Origin of the sequence: Streptococcus timonensis (assembly GCF_047463455.1) — a bacterium.
Lineage (GTDB): Bacteria > Bacillota > Bacilli > Lactobacillales > Streptococcaceae > Streptococcus > Streptococcus timonensis_B.
Genome location: NZ_JASHDV010000002.1, coordinates 41,081 through 57,390 on the forward strand (window position 1 = coordinate 41,081; position 16,310 = coordinate 57,390).

15 protein-coding genes and 1 tRNA gene are annotated in these 16,310 nt (G+C 38.3%); 1 reads left to right on the forward strand and 15 read right to left on the reverse strand.

Annotated elements, in window-relative coordinates; all coding sequences use genetic code 11:
- Window position 1 precedes the first annotated feature (1 nt).
- The 15 genes from QM847_RS03420 to QM847_RS03490 form a co-directional block, all read right to left on the reverse strand.
- Window positions 2-820, reverse strand: coding sequence for an ABC transporter permease (locus QM847_RS03420; protein WP_003017344.1), 819 nt, complete (start codon window positions 818-820; stop codon window positions 2-4).
- 1 nt (window position 821) lies between these two features.
- Complete coding sequence (locus QM847_RS03425) at window positions 822-1,814, reverse strand: ABC transporter ATP-binding protein (RefSeq protein ID WP_414353829.1); 993 nt, start codon at window positions 1,812-1,814, stop codon at window positions 822-824.
- Window positions 1,815-2,128: 314 nt separating this feature from the next.
- Window positions 2,129-2,674 carry a histidine phosphatase family protein gene (locus tag QM847_RS03430; protein ID WP_414353831.1) on the reverse strand — a complete coding sequence of 182 codons (546 nt, stop codon included), beginning with the start codon at window positions 2,672-2,674 and terminating at the stop codon, window positions 2,129-2,131.
- Window positions 2,675-2,725: 51 nt separating this feature from the next.
- Window positions 2,726-3,658 (reverse strand): alpha/beta fold hydrolase, encoded by a 933-nt coding sequence (locus tag QM847_RS03435; protein ID WP_414353833.1) that lies wholly within the window; start codon window positions 3,656-3,658, stop codon window positions 2,726-2,728.
- 130 nt (window positions 3,659-3,788) lie between these two features.
- On the reverse strand, window positions 3,789-4,670 hold the full coding sequence (locus tag QM847_RS03440; RefSeq protein ID WP_001018999.1) for a class II fructose-bisphosphate aldolase: 882 nt from the start codon (window positions 4,668-4,670) through the stop codon (window positions 3,789-3,791).
- A gap of 141 nt (window positions 4,671-4,811) precedes the next feature.
- Window positions 4,812-6,134, reverse strand: a complete 1,323-nt coding sequence (vncS, locus tag QM847_RS03445; protein WP_414353836.1) for a sensor histidine kinase VncS — start codon at window positions 6,132-6,134, stop codon at window positions 4,812-4,814.
- The gene (locus QM847_RS03450) at window positions 6,131-6,787 is read right to left on the reverse strand and encodes a response regulator transcription factor (RefSeq protein ID WP_414353838.1); all 657 of its coding nucleotides are present in this window, start codon (window positions 6,785-6,787) and stop codon (window positions 6,131-6,133) included. The genes vncS and QM847_RS03450 overlap by 4 nt, the downstream gene beginning before the upstream one ends.
- Window positions 6,788-6,858: 71 nt before the next feature.
- Complete coding sequence (gene vex3 / locus QM847_RS03455; protein WP_414353840.1) at window positions 6,859-8,238, reverse strand: ABC transporter permease subunit Vex3; 1,380 nt, start codon at window positions 8,236-8,238, stop codon at window positions 6,859-6,861.
- 47 nt (window positions 8,239-8,285) lie between these two features.
- Window positions 8,286-8,933 (reverse strand): ABC transporter ATP-binding subunit Vex2, encoded by a 648-nt coding sequence (gene vex2 / locus QM847_RS03460; RefSeq protein WP_414353842.1) that lies wholly within the window; start codon window positions 8,931-8,933, stop codon window positions 8,286-8,288.
- Between the two features lie 13 nt (window positions 8,934-8,946).
- Window positions 8,947-10,224: an ABC transporter permease gene (locus QM847_RS03465; RefSeq protein WP_414353844.1), complete on the reverse strand. Its 1,278-nt coding sequence runs from the start codon at window positions 10,222-10,224 to the stop codon at window positions 8,947-8,949.
- Between the two features lie 125 nt (window positions 10,225-10,349).
- Window positions 10,350-10,961 carry a CPBP family intramembrane glutamic endopeptidase gene (locus QM847_RS03470; RefSeq protein WP_269797362.1) on the reverse strand — a complete coding sequence of 204 codons (612 nt, stop codon included), beginning with the start codon at window positions 10,959-10,961 and terminating at the stop codon, window positions 10,350-10,352.
- A gap of 282 nt (window positions 10,962-11,243) precedes the next feature.
- A tRNA-Leu gene (locus tag QM847_RS03475) sits at window positions 11,244-11,329 on the reverse strand.
- A 77-nt stretch (window positions 11,330-11,406) separates the two neighbouring features.
- Window positions 11,407-11,982: a cysteine hydrolase family protein gene (locus tag QM847_RS03480; RefSeq protein ID WP_414353846.1), complete on the reverse strand. Its 576-nt coding sequence runs from the start codon at window positions 11,980-11,982 to the stop codon at window positions 11,407-11,409.
- Complete coding sequence (codY, locus tag QM847_RS03485) at window positions 11,982-12,770, reverse strand: GTP-sensing pleiotropic transcriptional regulator CodY (RefSeq protein ID WP_142557805.1); 789 nt, start codon at window positions 12,768-12,770, stop codon at window positions 11,982-11,984. The genes QM847_RS03480 and codY overlap by 1 nt, the downstream gene beginning before the upstream one ends.
- A gap of 271 nt (window positions 12,771-13,041) precedes the next feature.
- Window positions 13,042-14,616, reverse strand: coding sequence for a DEAD/DEAH box helicase (locus QM847_RS03490; protein ID WP_414353848.1), 1,575 nt, complete (start codon window positions 14,614-14,616; stop codon window positions 13,042-13,044).
- 339 nt (window positions 14,617-14,955) lie between these two features.
- Here QM847_RS03490 and QM847_RS03495 point away from each other — a divergent pair, with 339 nt between their 5' ends.
- Complete coding sequence (locus tag QM847_RS03495; RefSeq protein ID WP_414353850.1) at window positions 14,956-16,272, forward strand: FAD-containing oxidoreductase; 1,317 nt, start codon at window positions 14,956-14,958, stop codon at window positions 16,270-16,272.
- Window positions 16,273-16,310 lie beyond the last annotated feature (38 nt).

The window sequence follows — 16,310 nt, forward strand, 5'->3', positions numbered from 1 at the left end:
ACTATCCTCCTTGAATGGTGATAAATGACTGGACTCGTTTCCAAATCAACTGAGACAAGCCCACCATCACTATAAGCCAGAAAAGCTGAAGCAAAAGTGCTTGAAGAATCTGACTAGCATCGTATTTCCCAACAATAATCATGACCGGAGTGTAAATTAAGGATGAGAAAGGTAAGAAGGACAGAATATCTGAAATGACCTTTGGAAAGAAAGCCAAGGGAATCAAACTCCCAGACATAAAGGCCACTATGGAAGTCTTAAGTAGGTTGGAACCCCAAAGATTTTTAAATACAAAGGCTGAAAATCCAAAGCAGATATTAAAGAAAAAGTTAATCAGATAGGCCAGCGTTAAGCTAAAAAGATAAAGGGTAGTTAGTCCCAGCACTTCTACAATCCCTTGCCCAGATAAGATTTTCATCAAAACAATGACACTTAAAAATGGCAGTCCAACAGAGATAAAAATCAACCACTTGGAACCAAGCTCCGTAAAGAGGTAAGAAGCCGCAAAATGCACTGGTCGCAACAAGCGCATGATAATGGAACCATCCTTGACCTCATCACCAATCATAAAGGAAGAATCCGACCTAGTCAGAAGATTAGTCACAAAACTCATGATGATGTAGAGGGTGATATCCGCCATACTGAAGCCCTGAATCAAAGGCTCCTGGGAGGAATCAAAGACAGCCTTCCATAGATAAAAAGCCACAAAAGCACCCATGACATCGCCAATCCGATAAAGAATAAAGTTGACTCGATAGCTAATCAACTCCTGAATCCCTGCATTGATAAAGGGTTTATAACGTCTCCACAATTTGACCATCTTAGAGCTCCTTTCGATAGAAGCGACGGATAATATCTTCAATATCCGTATCTACCATCTTCAAATCACGGACCTCAAAATCAGATAAGGTTTGCTTGATAATATCAGCTGATTGGTAGCGGGAACTATCAAATTCAATAGTCAGGTTATTTCCTTGTCTATCAATAGATATATCAGGTAAGCCTTCATAATGAGAAACGAGATGACTTTGACCTGGCTTCAGATCGAAGGAGAGAGTCTTCATCTTGCCAAAGGTCTCCTTGAGCTGGCTCACCGTCCCATCAAAAATCTCCTGCCCCTTGTCAATCATAAAAATCCGATCACAGAGTTGCTCAATATCGCTCAAGTCGTGAGTGGTCAAGAGAATAGTTGTCTCTTCCTCCTGATTAATCTGGGTAATGGCCCGACGAATGTTGTCCTTGACCGACACATCCAAACCTATAGTCGGTTCATCTAAAAAGAGAACTTTGGGATTGTGAAGCAAGGAAGCCGCAATATCCGCCCGCATCCGTTGACCTAGTGAAAGAGTCCGCACAGGATCCTTGATAAATTCCTTCAAATCCAAAACTTCATTCAAAAAGTCCATGCGCTTATGGAAAAGCGAGTTTGGCACATCATAAATCTCCTTCAAGACCGTGTAGGTCTCTTGTAGTGCCAAATCCCACCATAGCTGGGTGCGTTGTCCGAAAACGACTCCAATATCCTTGACATAATCTTGGCGATTGTCCTGTGGAATCTTGCCGTTAATCCGACAAAAACCAGATGTCGGTTTTAAAATCCCTGTCAGCATTTTGATGGTGGTTGACTTCCCAGCACCATTTGCCCCGATAAATCCTAAAATCTGCCCCTTGGGCACCTCAAAGGTCAAATCTTTGACCGCTTCAAAGGTCTGTTTTTCAGGATGAATAAAGGAGCGCAAAGCTCCCTTCAAGCCCGGTTCCTTAACAGTCTTCACAAAATTTTTCTGAAGATGTTGCACTTCTATCATTGCCATATCTATCTCCCTATCGTAAGAAACAACATTGTATTTTTGACTACAAATATTCTAAATCCTTACTTTCTACACCTTCTCAATATTATTACAGAAGGATTTATACCAACCTATTATAATCCAATAAAAAAAGGAATGCAAGCGTTTGCTTATAGATTATGAAACTAGAGATTTCTCTCTTAAAATAATACTTTTAAATCAAAAATTATGTTTAATAGTTTCCTTAAAACACCAAAAAGACCTGCCCTTAGGGGCAGGTTACGAATTGTAAAAAGCAAACTATTTTGATCAATATAATTCACTATTTAATCAAAGAACTAATCTTTCATAATTCTTTTCACAATCCCATTTCTATCAATTAGAAAACAATCTGGAAAGGTCATCTGCTCCCATTTTTCATAATCAAAACTGGAATCAAAGTGATGTAGTAGTATTCCTATTAAATTCCCGTGTGAACTAAGTAAAATCGTTTTTTCTGAGTATCTCTCTTCCAATTCCATTAAAAAATTTAGTACTCTAACTAGTGCATCTTGATTTGATTCCCCTTCTGAAAGAGATTCACTGGGATTTTGCCATAAATATTTAATACTGTCTTCAAACTCAGAATCTTTTATAAAGGTTGAAGATAATTTTCGCTCTCGTAACCGATTATCAAGAACTATTTTATCAAATTGAATTGGCGAGCTATTAATCGTTTCAAATGCTCGTTTATAAGGACTAGAAAAATAATAATCAATATTAAAAGAATTCAAAAAATCTAACTGATTAAGAGATGAAAATCCTTTTTCTGACAAAGTTCTATTAAAATCATCACTTGAAAATCTTGAATGAGCATGTCTAAGTAAAATATAAGAATTATTCATAAGTCATTACCTTTCAATTATTATCATCAGTCTCAATGGATTTTTAAGCCCTCAATTATTCTCTAAAAATTCTTTAATGCGAGAAACAATAGCATCGCTTTGATAATGATAGAGGTCATGAGGCGCATCCATATAGACAACTTGAACATTGGACTGGTCACTAGAAAATTTCTCTGCATAATGCTGCCATTTTGATTGGCTAAAGGTCGTGCCTTCACCATTAGAGACCAGGAGTAAGGCTGGAATTTTCGGATTAATGCTAGATGGAACTTTCTTGGCATTTTCCTTTGCCAAACGGGATTCATGAAGCATGGCTTGTGACATCAACTGCTTATATGCTAGTAATTTATATTGTTGCCATTCAGCATCAGTCAGAGTTGGATTTTGTATGTAAAAGGATTCAGGGAAATAACGTAACAAGCCAATCTTGCTACTCCAATAAGTCACAGTAAGTAAAGCTTGATTATCCTTTAAATCCTCATAACTTGCTGGTAATGCCCAATCCAGACCAACCAAGGCTTTCACTTCATCAGGATACTTTTCCTGCCAAGCCAGACTTTCAAGACTAGCCATTGAATGAGAAACAATCACATAAGGCCCCGAAACTTCGGCTTGAGACAAAGCTTGACGGGTCTCAGAAAGAACCGTCATCACATCTCTTGATTGATCACTATCTTCACTAAAACCATATCCCGATCGCTCTACGACGACTACTTTGTATTTTTTGGATAGGGAATCTGTTAGATTCTTAAAGTCTAATATAGGTGAAGCAATTCCAGCACCAGATAGAAACACTATTGTCTCTGGACCATCCCCTTCAACGTAAACATTCATTTGGTGCCCATTGACAAGAACTTGTTGTCCCACAGGTGTTAGTGAGGCTTGTTCCTTTTCCAAACTGATACGATGAAAGATGAATGTTGCCCCTAAAAACAAAAGAATGAAACTAAGAAAGCCAAGACTCCATTTTTTCAGTTTTTTCATAGCATTATTGTACAAAAATTAGAGTCTTTTAGCAACTTTAGATAGCTTCTTTCCCAACATATTCTCTATAGTTTCAAACACAAAAAACCCACCCAATGGGTAGGTTTCTGTTTTATATGGTTAAGCTAGATTAAGCTTTACCTTCTGAACCGAATACGTCGATACGTTCTTCAACTGATGCCTGGATAGCTTTGACACCGTCAGCCAAGAATTTACGTGGGTCGAAGAGTTTCTTCTTGTCGTATTCTGCTTCGTTTGCTTCGTAGTCACGAGCAAATTTACGAGTTGCGTTAGCGAATGCGATTTGGCATTCAGTGTTAACGTTAACTTTAGCAACACCAAGTTTGATAGCTGCTTGGATTTGCTCATCAGGAATACCTGATCCACCGTGCAATACGATTGGGAAGCCTGGAAGAGCTTCTGTCAATTTTTGCAAGTGGTCAAGGTCAAGACCTTCCCAGTTTGCTGGGTAAGGACCGTGGATGTTACCGATACCAGCTGCCAAGAAGTCGATACCAGTTGCAACCATTGCTTTAGCGTCTTCGATTGGAGCCAATTCACCTTTACCGATGATTCCGTCTTCTTCACCACCGATAGTACCAACTTCAGCTTCTACTGAGATACCTTTAGCGTGCGCTTTTTCAACAACTTCCTTAGCCAATTTAAGGTTTTCTTCAACAGGAAGGTGTGAACCGTCAAACATGATTGAAGTGTAACCAACTTCGATACACTCAAGTGCATCTTCGTAGTGACCGTGGTCAAGGTGGATAGCTACTGGTACAGTAATACCCATTGACTCAACAAGGTTAGCGATCAAGTTGCGAGCAACTTTGTAACCACCCATATATTTAGCAGCACCCATTGAAGTTTGGATCAAAACTGGAGCTTTTTTAGCTTCTGCTGCGCGCAAGATAGCTTGAGTCCACTCAAGGTTGTTTGTGTTAAATCCACCAACTGCATAACCGTTGTCACGAGCTGCTTGGACAAATTTTTCTGCTGAAACGATTGCCATTTGTCAGGCCTCCTATATATTTTTTGGGACATCCCATTACATTGTTCATTTTATCACTTTTTGATAAAAAAATCTAGTTTTTCCCGTAGTTTCGTCTGAATTTCTTCTATTTTAAAATATGTAAACTCTTTCTAAATCCCTTTATTCCGGCTTTTGAAGAAGATTCATATAAAATACCAAGTGATCTTCATATCTTTCAAATCGATAATTAATTTCTTCATTTTCTAATAAACTTTTGACCACGAAGAGCCCCAAACCAGCTCCCTTACTTTGGCGACTAGAGGATGTGAAGGATTGTTCAAATTTATCTTGCTCCTCAGGTGTACAGGTGTTCTCAATAAAGACCCAACCATCCTTTGTACCAATTTTTAGATAACCACCTTGGACAGAGTGTTTCACCGCATTACTGATAAGGTTGGAAAGAATCAGCTTGAGTACTGAAGGATTTAGATAAACGAGCTGATCAGTTAGTTGGTTCTCTACTGAGATTTTTCTCTCCTTGGCTAACAAGTCATAGTCCTTCAATAGAAGATTGGTCATATCCAGAAGATTGATTTCTTCCTTCTTATCTCGCAATTCCTGTACCGAAGAAAGGGATAGAATTTGCTGGACATGGTGACTTAAATCATCCACAATTCCTAAAGAAACTCCAAGGTAATGGTCTCTATCTTTATAACGTCCGATATTGGCTTGCATATTTTCCAGAAGAATCTTCAGACTAGCAAGAGGTGTCTTGAGCTCATGGGAAGCTCCTCGCAAAAACTCAACCTTCATCTTTTCTAGTTGGAGAATGGCTTCATTCTTTTCATGTAAGTCTGCAATAACGTTCAAGAGATGCTGATAGAGGCTATTGATTTGTTCCTTGAGATCCCCAATCTCGTCCTTAGAATCCACGCGCAGCCTAACTTCTGCATCCAAGTCCATCATCCGTCGAGTCACTCGTTTGATTTCCAAAATAGGAGCAACAATGGTTCTCGCATAGATAAAGGCGATAAGGAGTGAAATGATAAAAGACGCTAATAGCGTATAAGGCAAAAATTGCAGACTGATGTCTTCTGCTTCTTTCTGCAAATCCATTGAAGCCAAAAACTGCAAGGTCATCGTCTGACCATCCTTAGTTTGAACTTCTCTTTCTTCAATAACCAATGAGGCTGTCTGACGCTTCCTATCTAGTGGAAGATTGTCATTGACCTCCAACTTATCCTGAGTCATCTCTCCCTTAACAGCTCCCTTAATATCACTACTTCGAGAATAGAGTTCAAGGACTTCTTGGATAGACTGATTGTCCTTGCCTTGAAGGGATTGAGCAATTTCTGTAGCCTTTTGCCCTATACTCTCCTGACGGTGACTGAGATAGGTTGATGGAAAGAGGAAATAGATGGCCAAATGCAAACAAATGACCAAGGTAGAAAATACCGAGAAGGTATAAATAAAAATCTTTTTAAATAAACCTGAACGTTTCATTTTCTCTCCAATTTATAACCAACATTGCGGACAGTAAAAATACAGTCTAAATCTAATTTTTTCCGTAATTCCTTGATGTAAACGTCAATAACACGATCAAAAGGTACTTCATCTGTCAATTTCCATACGGCATCGATAATCTGCGACCGAGTTAAGGCTCGACCTTCATTTTTTACGAGATAGTCTAAAATTTCCAGTTCTTTTGCATTCACTGCAACTTCTTGTCCAGCTACTTTGGCGCTATAGCTGTCAAAGTCTACCTGGGTGTCTCTATAGGTAAAAATACGATCAGTAGCATAATAACGTTTAAAGATGGCATCCACTCGTACTTTTAACAAAGATAGAGAAAAAGGCTTTTCCAAATAACCATCAGCTAATGCAGCAAAGGCACTCATCTTATATTCTTCGTCCTGAAAGGCTGTCAACATGAGGACTGGAACTTGACTAGACTTACGGATTTCTGACAAAACCTCTAAACCATTGAGTTTCGGCATTTGGATATCTAATAGAACCAAGGCAACTTGGTGATTCGAAAATTGTTCTAAGGCCTCAAGGCCATCTGCTGCCTGAATGGTTTCATAGCCACAATCCGTCAAATAATCACTAATTCCCTCGCGAATCATATCTTCATCTTCTACAATTAGAATTTTCATATAAATCCTTTTCTAACAAAAATGCTACCTATATTATATCTCATTTGAGTGAGAATAGGTAGCAGGTTTTTTTATTCACTATCTATCAAAAGTTCTTTTGGTTGTTTAAAGAGGAGATTGCTGGAAGCAAGTGCCATAACTAGTACTACTAGAACCAAGCCAAGTACAAAGATGATAGCAAAGTCAGAAGGTTGAATGGATATATCTAAACTTGAAAGAGTCTTGCTAAAGCCGTCAACTTCTGCACCGCCACCAAGATTAGAGGCTTGGGCTGCCTTACTAGCTTGCTTAGCCACATCTGATGTGACATTTGCAAGAACTGTATTTCCAATAGCACGAGCAGTATAGTTGGCTAGGAAGTAAGCTGAAATAAGTGCTGGAATAGCAATCATAACTGCTTCTGTGATAAATTGTCCTAGAATACTTGCTTGTTTAAGACCAATTGAAAGGAGAATTCCAACCTCTTTACGACGGGCGTTAATCCAAAGTGTGAGTAATAGACCAAGTAGGAGAACTGAGAAGCCTAAGCTACCCCAGAAAAGCAGATTAGCCATCTTGTACATGCCTGAGATAGATTGTTCGAGAGCAGGATAGTTAGATGAACTCTTAATCAAGGTATACATCTTCCAGTTGATACCGTTGATAGACCCTAATTCTTGCATGACACTATCTAGGTTCTTATCTCCAGCTACAAAGAAGGTCGCATCTCCATAAATAGCTGTATCTTCTGTATAACCATAGAGCTGGGCAGCTGTGTGAATATCTGTGATAGCTGTATTCTCATACAGTTCTTGTGAGTAGGTCACAGCAGATTTATTATGTCCATCAAAAAGTCCTTTGATCGTGACTTCTACTGTTTCCTTGGCTCCTTTTTCATTATCTGCATCGTAGATATTGGAGTTGAGTTTGACCTTGTTTCCTACTTTCCAACCGTGTTTAGCAGCCAGGTCTTTATGCATGAGAATCTGGTATTTGTCATCGTTTGTTAAATGTTCTCCTTCGACCAGTTTGTAAGAGCCTGACACAAACTTGTCTTCTTTAGAAGAGTCATTGACTCCTGTTATCATCAAGCTACTTCCAAAACGTTGAGCTCGATCTGCAGTTAGATTTTTCTTGGTTTCAGGCGTTTCAATCAGTTCATAGCCTGTCAAATCACCGATAGCATTAATCCGTTTGATGTAGGATTCAATGGCCTTATTCTCAGTAATTTTTTTAATATCTTCACCCTTGATATTCCCCGCACCACGTGGAGTTCCTTGATTGACCCTGCGATTGATTTGCATGGAGAAACTATTGGTGATATTTTTAAAGGTTTCTTGAGAAGCCTTGGCTGTCGCACCCTTGATAGACAAGCCGACCAAACTCAAACTAGCCATCAAGAGAATGATAAGAAAGATCACAATAGACTTGAAAAATTTTCTTGTGACGTAGGCAAATGCGTTGTGTAACATAAGATTCCTTTCTAGATTTACTTCCGTTTCTAATATGTTTAAAAGTTTTAGTTACTGTTTGTTCTTATTTCAGTCAGTTTCTTATCCTTCAATTCAAGTGTAATATCTGACGCTTGAGCAACTTCCTTACTGTGGGTCACAACAATCACACACTTGCCTGTTTTCTCAGCAAGAGATTTGAGGAGTTCGATGATATCCCCAGCTGTCTTAGGATCTAGGTTTCCGGTTGGTTCATCTGCTAAAATCACTGGCGCTTCAGATACAAGGCTACGAGCAATGGCAACACGTTGTTGCTGCCCACCTGATAATTGGAGAACATTCCGCTTGATTTGACTTTCATCTAAACCAAGTTCAAGAAGGGTATCCTTGCTAGCTTTTTTATTAACCAAGCGGATATTTTCCAATGGAGAAAGATAATCAATCAAGTTATAGTTTTGAAAAACTAGCGAGATATGGTGCATTCGGTGATAAGAATATCCTTGTTCACGAATATCCTTGCCTTCGAATAGGATAGCACCTTCGACTGGGCTATCAAGTCCTGCTAATAGAGATAAGAGTGTTGACTTCCCAGCTCCTGATTCTCCGATAATACTATAAAACTTGCCTGGTTCAAAATCGTAATTGATTTTATATAATACTGCTTCTGCAGTGTTTTTGTAACGATAAGTAAGATCTTGTAATTGTAGTAAAGTCATGATTTCTCCTTCATTAACTAATAGATGATAAAATTTCCTTAGGTGATTTTCTAAATAAAAAGATAAAACAAAGTGCAACTGACAAGCAGCTAATCACAAGGAGAAAGACATAAGATTCTCCAAATGAAAGAAGACTGGTTGAAAGATTAGTTGCTTTTGCCAGAGTATCTTGTAGTGCAGCTTGGTCACCGCTTGCTAGTACAGTTATCAAGAGATAGGAAGTAATAGCATTTCCTGCAAGAAATGCTGGTAAAATTGCTGCCAATGAAACCAGGATAACTTCCAGGCAGAATTGGCTAAAGATTGCTATTTTTCCTTTTCCTAGCGCCAATAAAATACCAACCTCGTAGACTCGCTCTCGTAACCAAAGTGACAAGACCAAGACCAGAGCTCCTACACCAGCAATCATAATGCCATAGAGGAAAATTTGTAGGAAGGTTTGGAAGGTCGAAACTGAATCCTTGATTTGTTCAAAGGCCTTATTTTCCTTTTCCACTTGAAAGCCTTGATTTTCAAGAGATAACTTTTCAACCTCTTGAATGATGCCTTCCATATCTTTGGGATTTTCAAGATAGAAACGGGCTGCAGTGACTTGATCTTCCTTATTCCCAAGAAGAGTTTGGCTACTTTCGTAGTCTGTATAGACTGTATTTTCACTAAAATCTGATGATAGACCGGTAAACTTCTCTTGCTTCTTACCAGTGAAAATACCCACGATTTCATAGTCTAGCTTTTGTCCACTATTTCCTTCTACTTGACCAGGATTTAAGCTAATCTTATCTCCTACTTTTAGATTGTTTTTATTTGCTAAATCTTCATGGATTAAGATTTTTTTGCTATCTCCTTTTTGGATATGCCTTCCTTCTTTAAGGGTAAAGGCAGAGCTAGTAAAGGAGACATCCTTAGAGGAATCTTCTAAAGCTATCAAACTGATGAGATTTTTTTCAGCCTCTGTCAAATCATCCCTTTGGATACTTTGTTCTCCAGTAACGACTTCTTTGTCAGTTAACTTGGCTATTGTTTCTAGCTCAGGTGAAATCTTCTCAAGACCCTTTATCTTTTTAAGGTCATCTAGTTGAGACAGTTGAAAAGTCTGATCTGCTTCGATTCTTTTAATCGAAAAAGATGTATTCAGTGAGCGATAGAGATTGTTTTCTACTGTTTTGTTGGACTTCATAAGCGTCAAACAAGCCGATATTCCAGCCAATAAGACAAATAGAATCAAGAATAATATGAGACTTCTCAGTCGTTTTCTGCTGACGTAAGCCCAAGCTCTTTGAGTGGGATTCATATAGCACCTCCATATTTGTAAAACCATTATAATATTCAAATATGAAATGTTTATGAAATAAGAAAAATTTCTGAAATAAAATAAGCCAGTATTTCTACTGACTTTATATTTATAAATCACCCAGATTAAAACAGAGAAAATGCAGCAACTATCCCAGAGAAAATGTTAGCTAATGCATGTATGATCCAACTTGTTAAAATAGACCCTCCAGCTTTTTTCTCATTGACAAAACCAAGATAAGCAGCGATTACTCCTGTAAACAAGGTAATAAAAAGAGTAATTCTTATAGATACAAGTGAGGCAAATAATATTCCATGAAGCAAACCAAAAGTAATAGCTTGTATCGTATTCGCAAAGAAAAATGGCATATGATTAACTAATCGTTTTAATAAAAACCCTCTGAATAAAAGTTCCTCAGGCAAAGAAGTCTGAAAAAAACTATAAATTAGTATACTTGGCAAAGCTTTAAGACCCATATCGGAAAATGCCGAAGTAGCCGTTTCTATACTACGTGTTAGAGGAAAGATAAACATAGAAAAAATTGTAAACAGGAGAAAGCCACCAATTATCCATGCGATAAGATAAGAATCTTCAACCCTTTTAATAGCTTTTAAACCAATCCATTCCCCAAAAGATACTTTACCTCTCACTATTAAAAACCACCAGATATAAGGTAGTATAATAACAAAAAGAAATTGAATTAAGGCACTTATGATTCGTTGTAGTTCATTAGCCATAACAATTCTCCTTTACATATTTGAAAAACTAATTTTAAATCAGGAAATACAAGACTTAAACTATAAAAGCTTTCCCGATAATAACCGTTATATACTAGGATAGATTAAACTTTTCTAGACTACTACCTCTCTAATTTTTCAATACTGAACTTTTTGCCATCTTTCCTATCTATATTATAGCACTTTTTAAAATAAAAAAACATACCAAAAAACTAGCTTGTATGTTTTTCACTATACATCTTTCAAAAAAATAAAAAGCTAGCCAAAGCTAGCTCACTATTATGCGGAGAGAGGGACTTGAACCCTCACGACCTAAAGCGGTCACAGGATCCTTAGTCCTGCGCGTCTGCCAATTCCGCCATCCCCGCGTCGATTACTTTACTAGTATATCAACTTTGAAAAAAATTGTCAAGACTTTTTTCAGATTTTTTCATCTTGAAATGTATTATTCTGTAATTTCAAGCAAATTTTCATCAACCAATTTCGCACCAAGTGTATTCTTGAAATGTCCAAGTGCAAAGGCATGATTTTCAGGCCAAATGGATGCTACTGCTGGTTTCACAACTTCTATCTGGTAACCAAGATTATAAGCATCAATCGCCGTATGCAAGACACAGATATCTGTAAGAACTCCTGTCAAAATGACTGTATCAACTCTACGCTCTCTGAGACGAATATCCAAATCAGTCCCAGAAAAAGCCGAGTAATGACGTTTATCCATCCAGAAAACACGACTATTTCCAGCATGCTCCTGATAAAAGTCTGCTAACTTGCCATACAGATTGCGTCCACTTGTCCCAATAATATTATGTGGCGGGAACAGCTTACTTTCAGGATGAAAGACATCATTTTCATCATGAGCATCGATGGTGAAAAAGATATAATCACCACGCTCAAAAGCCTTCTGGGTCACCGCATATATATCATCAGATATTGCTTGAGCTGGAGCACCCGCAGTCAGTTTCCCATGATCCGCTACAAAATCTTCTGTATAGTCAATAGAAATTAAAGCCTTAGTCATTAATAGTCCCTCTTTTTCACTTCTTCAAAAATATCTGGAATTAAAACTTTGAGATAAGTTCCTTTCATACCAAGAGAACGACTCTCAATAATCCCTGCAGATTCGAGTTTACGAAGAGCATTAACAATTACAGAACGAGTGATACCGATACGGTCAGCAATGACTGAAGCTGTTAATTGACCTTCATTACCATTTAATTCAGCTAGAATAGCCGATACTGCTCTAAGTTCAGAGTAAGAAAGTGTATTGACCGCCATAGTTACAGCCGTACGACGACGAATATTTTTCTCATCTTCTTCACGTTGGAAGTTTAAGAGTTGAATTCCTACTACTGTGCTGGCAATTTCAACAAGGATTAAATCCTCATCTTCAAACTTTTTATCATTACGCCATATAATCAATGAACCTAAGCGAATCCCTGAGACATGAATTGGTGCAATCGTTGTCAAACCATCTGGGAAATCAGAACGACTCTCAGTTGGGAAAATTGTCAAATCATGCTCTACTGGAAGATTGGCCTCCGTATCGTAGATCATGTTTGCACCTTGCACATAATCTTCTGGGAAAGTCTTTGATTGGAAGAAATGCTCTACTCGGTCATTATTAGTTTTGTAGCGCATAAAGTAGCCCAACAAACGACCCTTGCTATTCACAATACAAGCGTTACAGTCAATAATATCTGCTAATTGACGTGTAATGGCATTATAAGGAAGCTCATCTTGTAATTGCTCCTCCGAACGCTTTAAAATTGATGTGATTTTTCTTGTTTTTTCTAATAAATGTGCCATTTTTTACCTCGCATATAATCGCTTCCATTATAACATAGAAAAGTCTTTATTTCAATAATTATCTGAAAATTGCTTATTGCATCACAATTCTTTTATATTCGCAATTTTTTACTGTTTTTTTAACATTTATAATTGACATCCATTTATTTTTTTGATAATATAATATTACAAGATAACAAATTTATAAATACAACTTCAAGTATAACTTTTTCTACTTTAATTTAGGTCTCCTTATATATAAAAAGCGATTCACAAAGTGAACCGCTTTTTATTATTTATCACCCTTGTTACGAATAACAAAGCCTGTTTTCTTCTCGCTTGAAGTATTGCGTGGTTTTTTATTATCCTTACGGTAACGCTTCTCTTTATCAAATCGATCATTTGAACGTCCACCTTTACGATATTCATCACGACGTCCATTGCCACGGCGTTCACGGTCTCTACGGTCGTCACCACGACGGCCTCCTCGACCACCCTTGGCTTTGCCTCCGAAGCCACCACCAGATGGTTTAAATGGTAACGGTTTTTCACGCGCAATCTCAACTTCTGGAAGACTGTCTGGATCTTGGACAGTCAGACTCAAGATATACATGGCCAATTCTTCAGGACTAAATTCAGCTGCTAATTTACGGGCATCTTTAGCAAATTTATCAAAGTTGCTACGAATGGCTTCATCAGCAAAGTCACGCTCGATTTTCTTAAGAGCAACCTGCTTCTTAGCTTGGAAGGCTTCTTCTGCACTTGCAGGTTTGAGACCTTTCATGCGTTTCTTAGTCAAGTTCTCGATGATTTGAAGGTAGCCCATTTCATTTGGAGCCACGAAGGTAATAGACTGACCTGACTTACCTGCACGACCTGTACGGCCGATACGGTGAACATAGCTCTCAGGATCTTGAGGAATGTCATAGTTGTAGACATGAGTCACACCTGAGATATCTAAACCACGAGCTGCAACGTCTGTTGCAACAAGGACATCAAGATTTCCATTTTTAAAATCACGAAGGACACGAAGACGTTTGTTTTGGTCCAAATCTCCATGAATCCCTTCTGCACGGAAGCCACGGATCTTCAGACCACGAGTCAATTCATCTACACGACGTTTAGTACGACCAAATACGATCGCCAGTTCTGGTTGTTCCACGTCCATGAGACGAGTCATGGTATCAAATTTTTCTTGTTCTTTAACTCGGATATAGTACTGGTCAACCAATTCTGTTGTCAACTCTTTAGCCGCAATCTTCACATGCTCAGGTTCTTTCATAAACTGGACCCCGATACGTTTGATAGCTTCTGGCATGGTTGCTGAAAAGAGTAAGGTTTGACGATTTTCTGGGACACGAGAGATAATGGCTTCAATATCCTCAAGGAAGCCCATATTAAGCATCTCATCTGCTTCGTCAAGGATAAGAGTTTCAATATCCTGTAATTTCAAGGCCTTGCGTTTGATCAAGTCTAGGAGACGACCAGGCGTTCCAACTACGATATGAGCTCCTGATTTAAGAGCCTTAATTTGTTTTTCAATACTTGAACCACCATAAACAGAACGGACTTTTACACCCTTGCTTCGACCAAAACGGAAGAGTTCTTCCTGACTTTGCACTGCTAGTTCACGGGTTGGTGCAATGACCAAAGCTTGAATAGTTGCTTCTTCTGTACGAATTTTTTCAAGGGTTGGCAAGCCAAAGGCCGCTGTTTTCCCTGTACCAGTCTGTGCTTGACCGATAACATCTTTTCCTTCAAGAGCTAAAGGAATGGTTTGCTCTTGGATAGGACTTGCTTCTACAAATCCTGCTTTCTCAATTTCTGCTAACAAATCAGCAGAAAGATTAAATTCATTAAATTTCACGTATTTCTTCTTTCTAAAGGTGGTGCGAAGCCACCCTATAGCGCTTAGTTTATACTTTTCTTTTCATGACGTATTTTCATATCTTTATATGAAAGATCGTGTTGCTTCTTTTCCACAAAAGAAAAGTACTGCTTTCTTTGCAACTTATCTAGTATAACACAAGAAGGGGTTAAAAGATAGTCAGACCCTCTGATTAAATCATGTAAACGATTTTTCTATCTTTTGGGCTCAATTCCCAAAAGAATTCTCGAGAATATTTTGTCCTTTTTTTCCCGTAGCAGATTTGTGCAAAAGTTTTTTTCTTGTGCTAGAATGAAAATCAAACAGGAGGATTTAAAAATGTTAACATACGATTTAATTGTCATTGGATTTGGTAAAGCAGGTAAAACTCTTGCTGCTAAACTGGCTTCAGCGGGTAAAAAGGTTGCCCTTATCGAACGTAGCAAAGCTATGTACGGTGGAACTTGTATCAATATCGGTTGTATCCCGACTAAAACCTTGTTGGTTGCTGCTGAAAAGGACTTGTCATTTGATCAAGTCATGGCTACAAAAAACACTGTTACTACACGCCTCAATGGTAAAAACTATGCGACTATTGCTGGTACAGGAGTTGATATCATTGATGCCGAAGCCCACTTTGTTTCAAACAAGGTAATCGAAATTCAAGCTGGTAATGAAAAACAAGAACTAACAGCTGAAACTATCGTCATCAACACTGGTGCTGTTTCAAACGTTTTGCCTATTCCAGGCCTAGCTACTAGCAAGAATGTCTTTGATTCAACTGGTATCCAAAACTTGGAACAACTACCAGAGAAACTTGGAATCCTTGGTGGTGGAAATATTGGTCTTGAGTTTGCTGGTCTCTACAATAAACTCGGAAGCAAGGTAACAGTCTTAGATGCTCTAGATACTTTCCTACCTCGTACAGAACCTTCTATCGCAGCTCTTGCTAAGCAATACATGGAAGAAGATGGTATTGAATTACTTCAAAATATCCATACTACTGAAATCAAAAATGATGGTGACCAAGTCCTTGTTGTGACTGAAACGGAAACCTATCGTTTCGATGCCCTTCTCTACGCAACAGGACGCAAACCAAATATAGAGCCACTTCAACTTTCAAATACAGACATTGAATTAACTGAACGCGGCGCTATTAAAGTAGACAAACACTGTCAAACAAATGTTCCTGGTGTCTTTGCAGTCGGAGATGTCAACGGTGGACTTCAATTCACTTACATTTCACTTGATGACTTCCGTGTTGTGTATAGCTACCTTGCTGGTGATGGCAGTTACACACTTGAAGACCGCCTTAATGTGCCAAACACTATGTTCATCACACCTGCACTTTCACAAGTTGGTTTGACCGAAAGCCAAGCCGCTGATTTGAAACTTCCATATGCTGTTAAGGAAATCCCTGTTGCTGCTATGCCTCGTGCTCATGTAAATGGTGACCTTCGTGGAGCCTTCAAAGCTGTTGTCAACACTGAAACAAAAGAAATTCTCGGTGCAACTATCTTTTCAGAAGGATCACAAGAAATCATCAATATTATTACTGTTGCTATGGACAACAAGATTCCTTACACTTACTTCACAAAACAAATCTTCACTCACCCAACCTTGGCTGAAAATTTGAATGACTTATTTGCGATTTAATAATAGAAAGCAGTCCGATAAAGGGCTGTTTTTTTCTT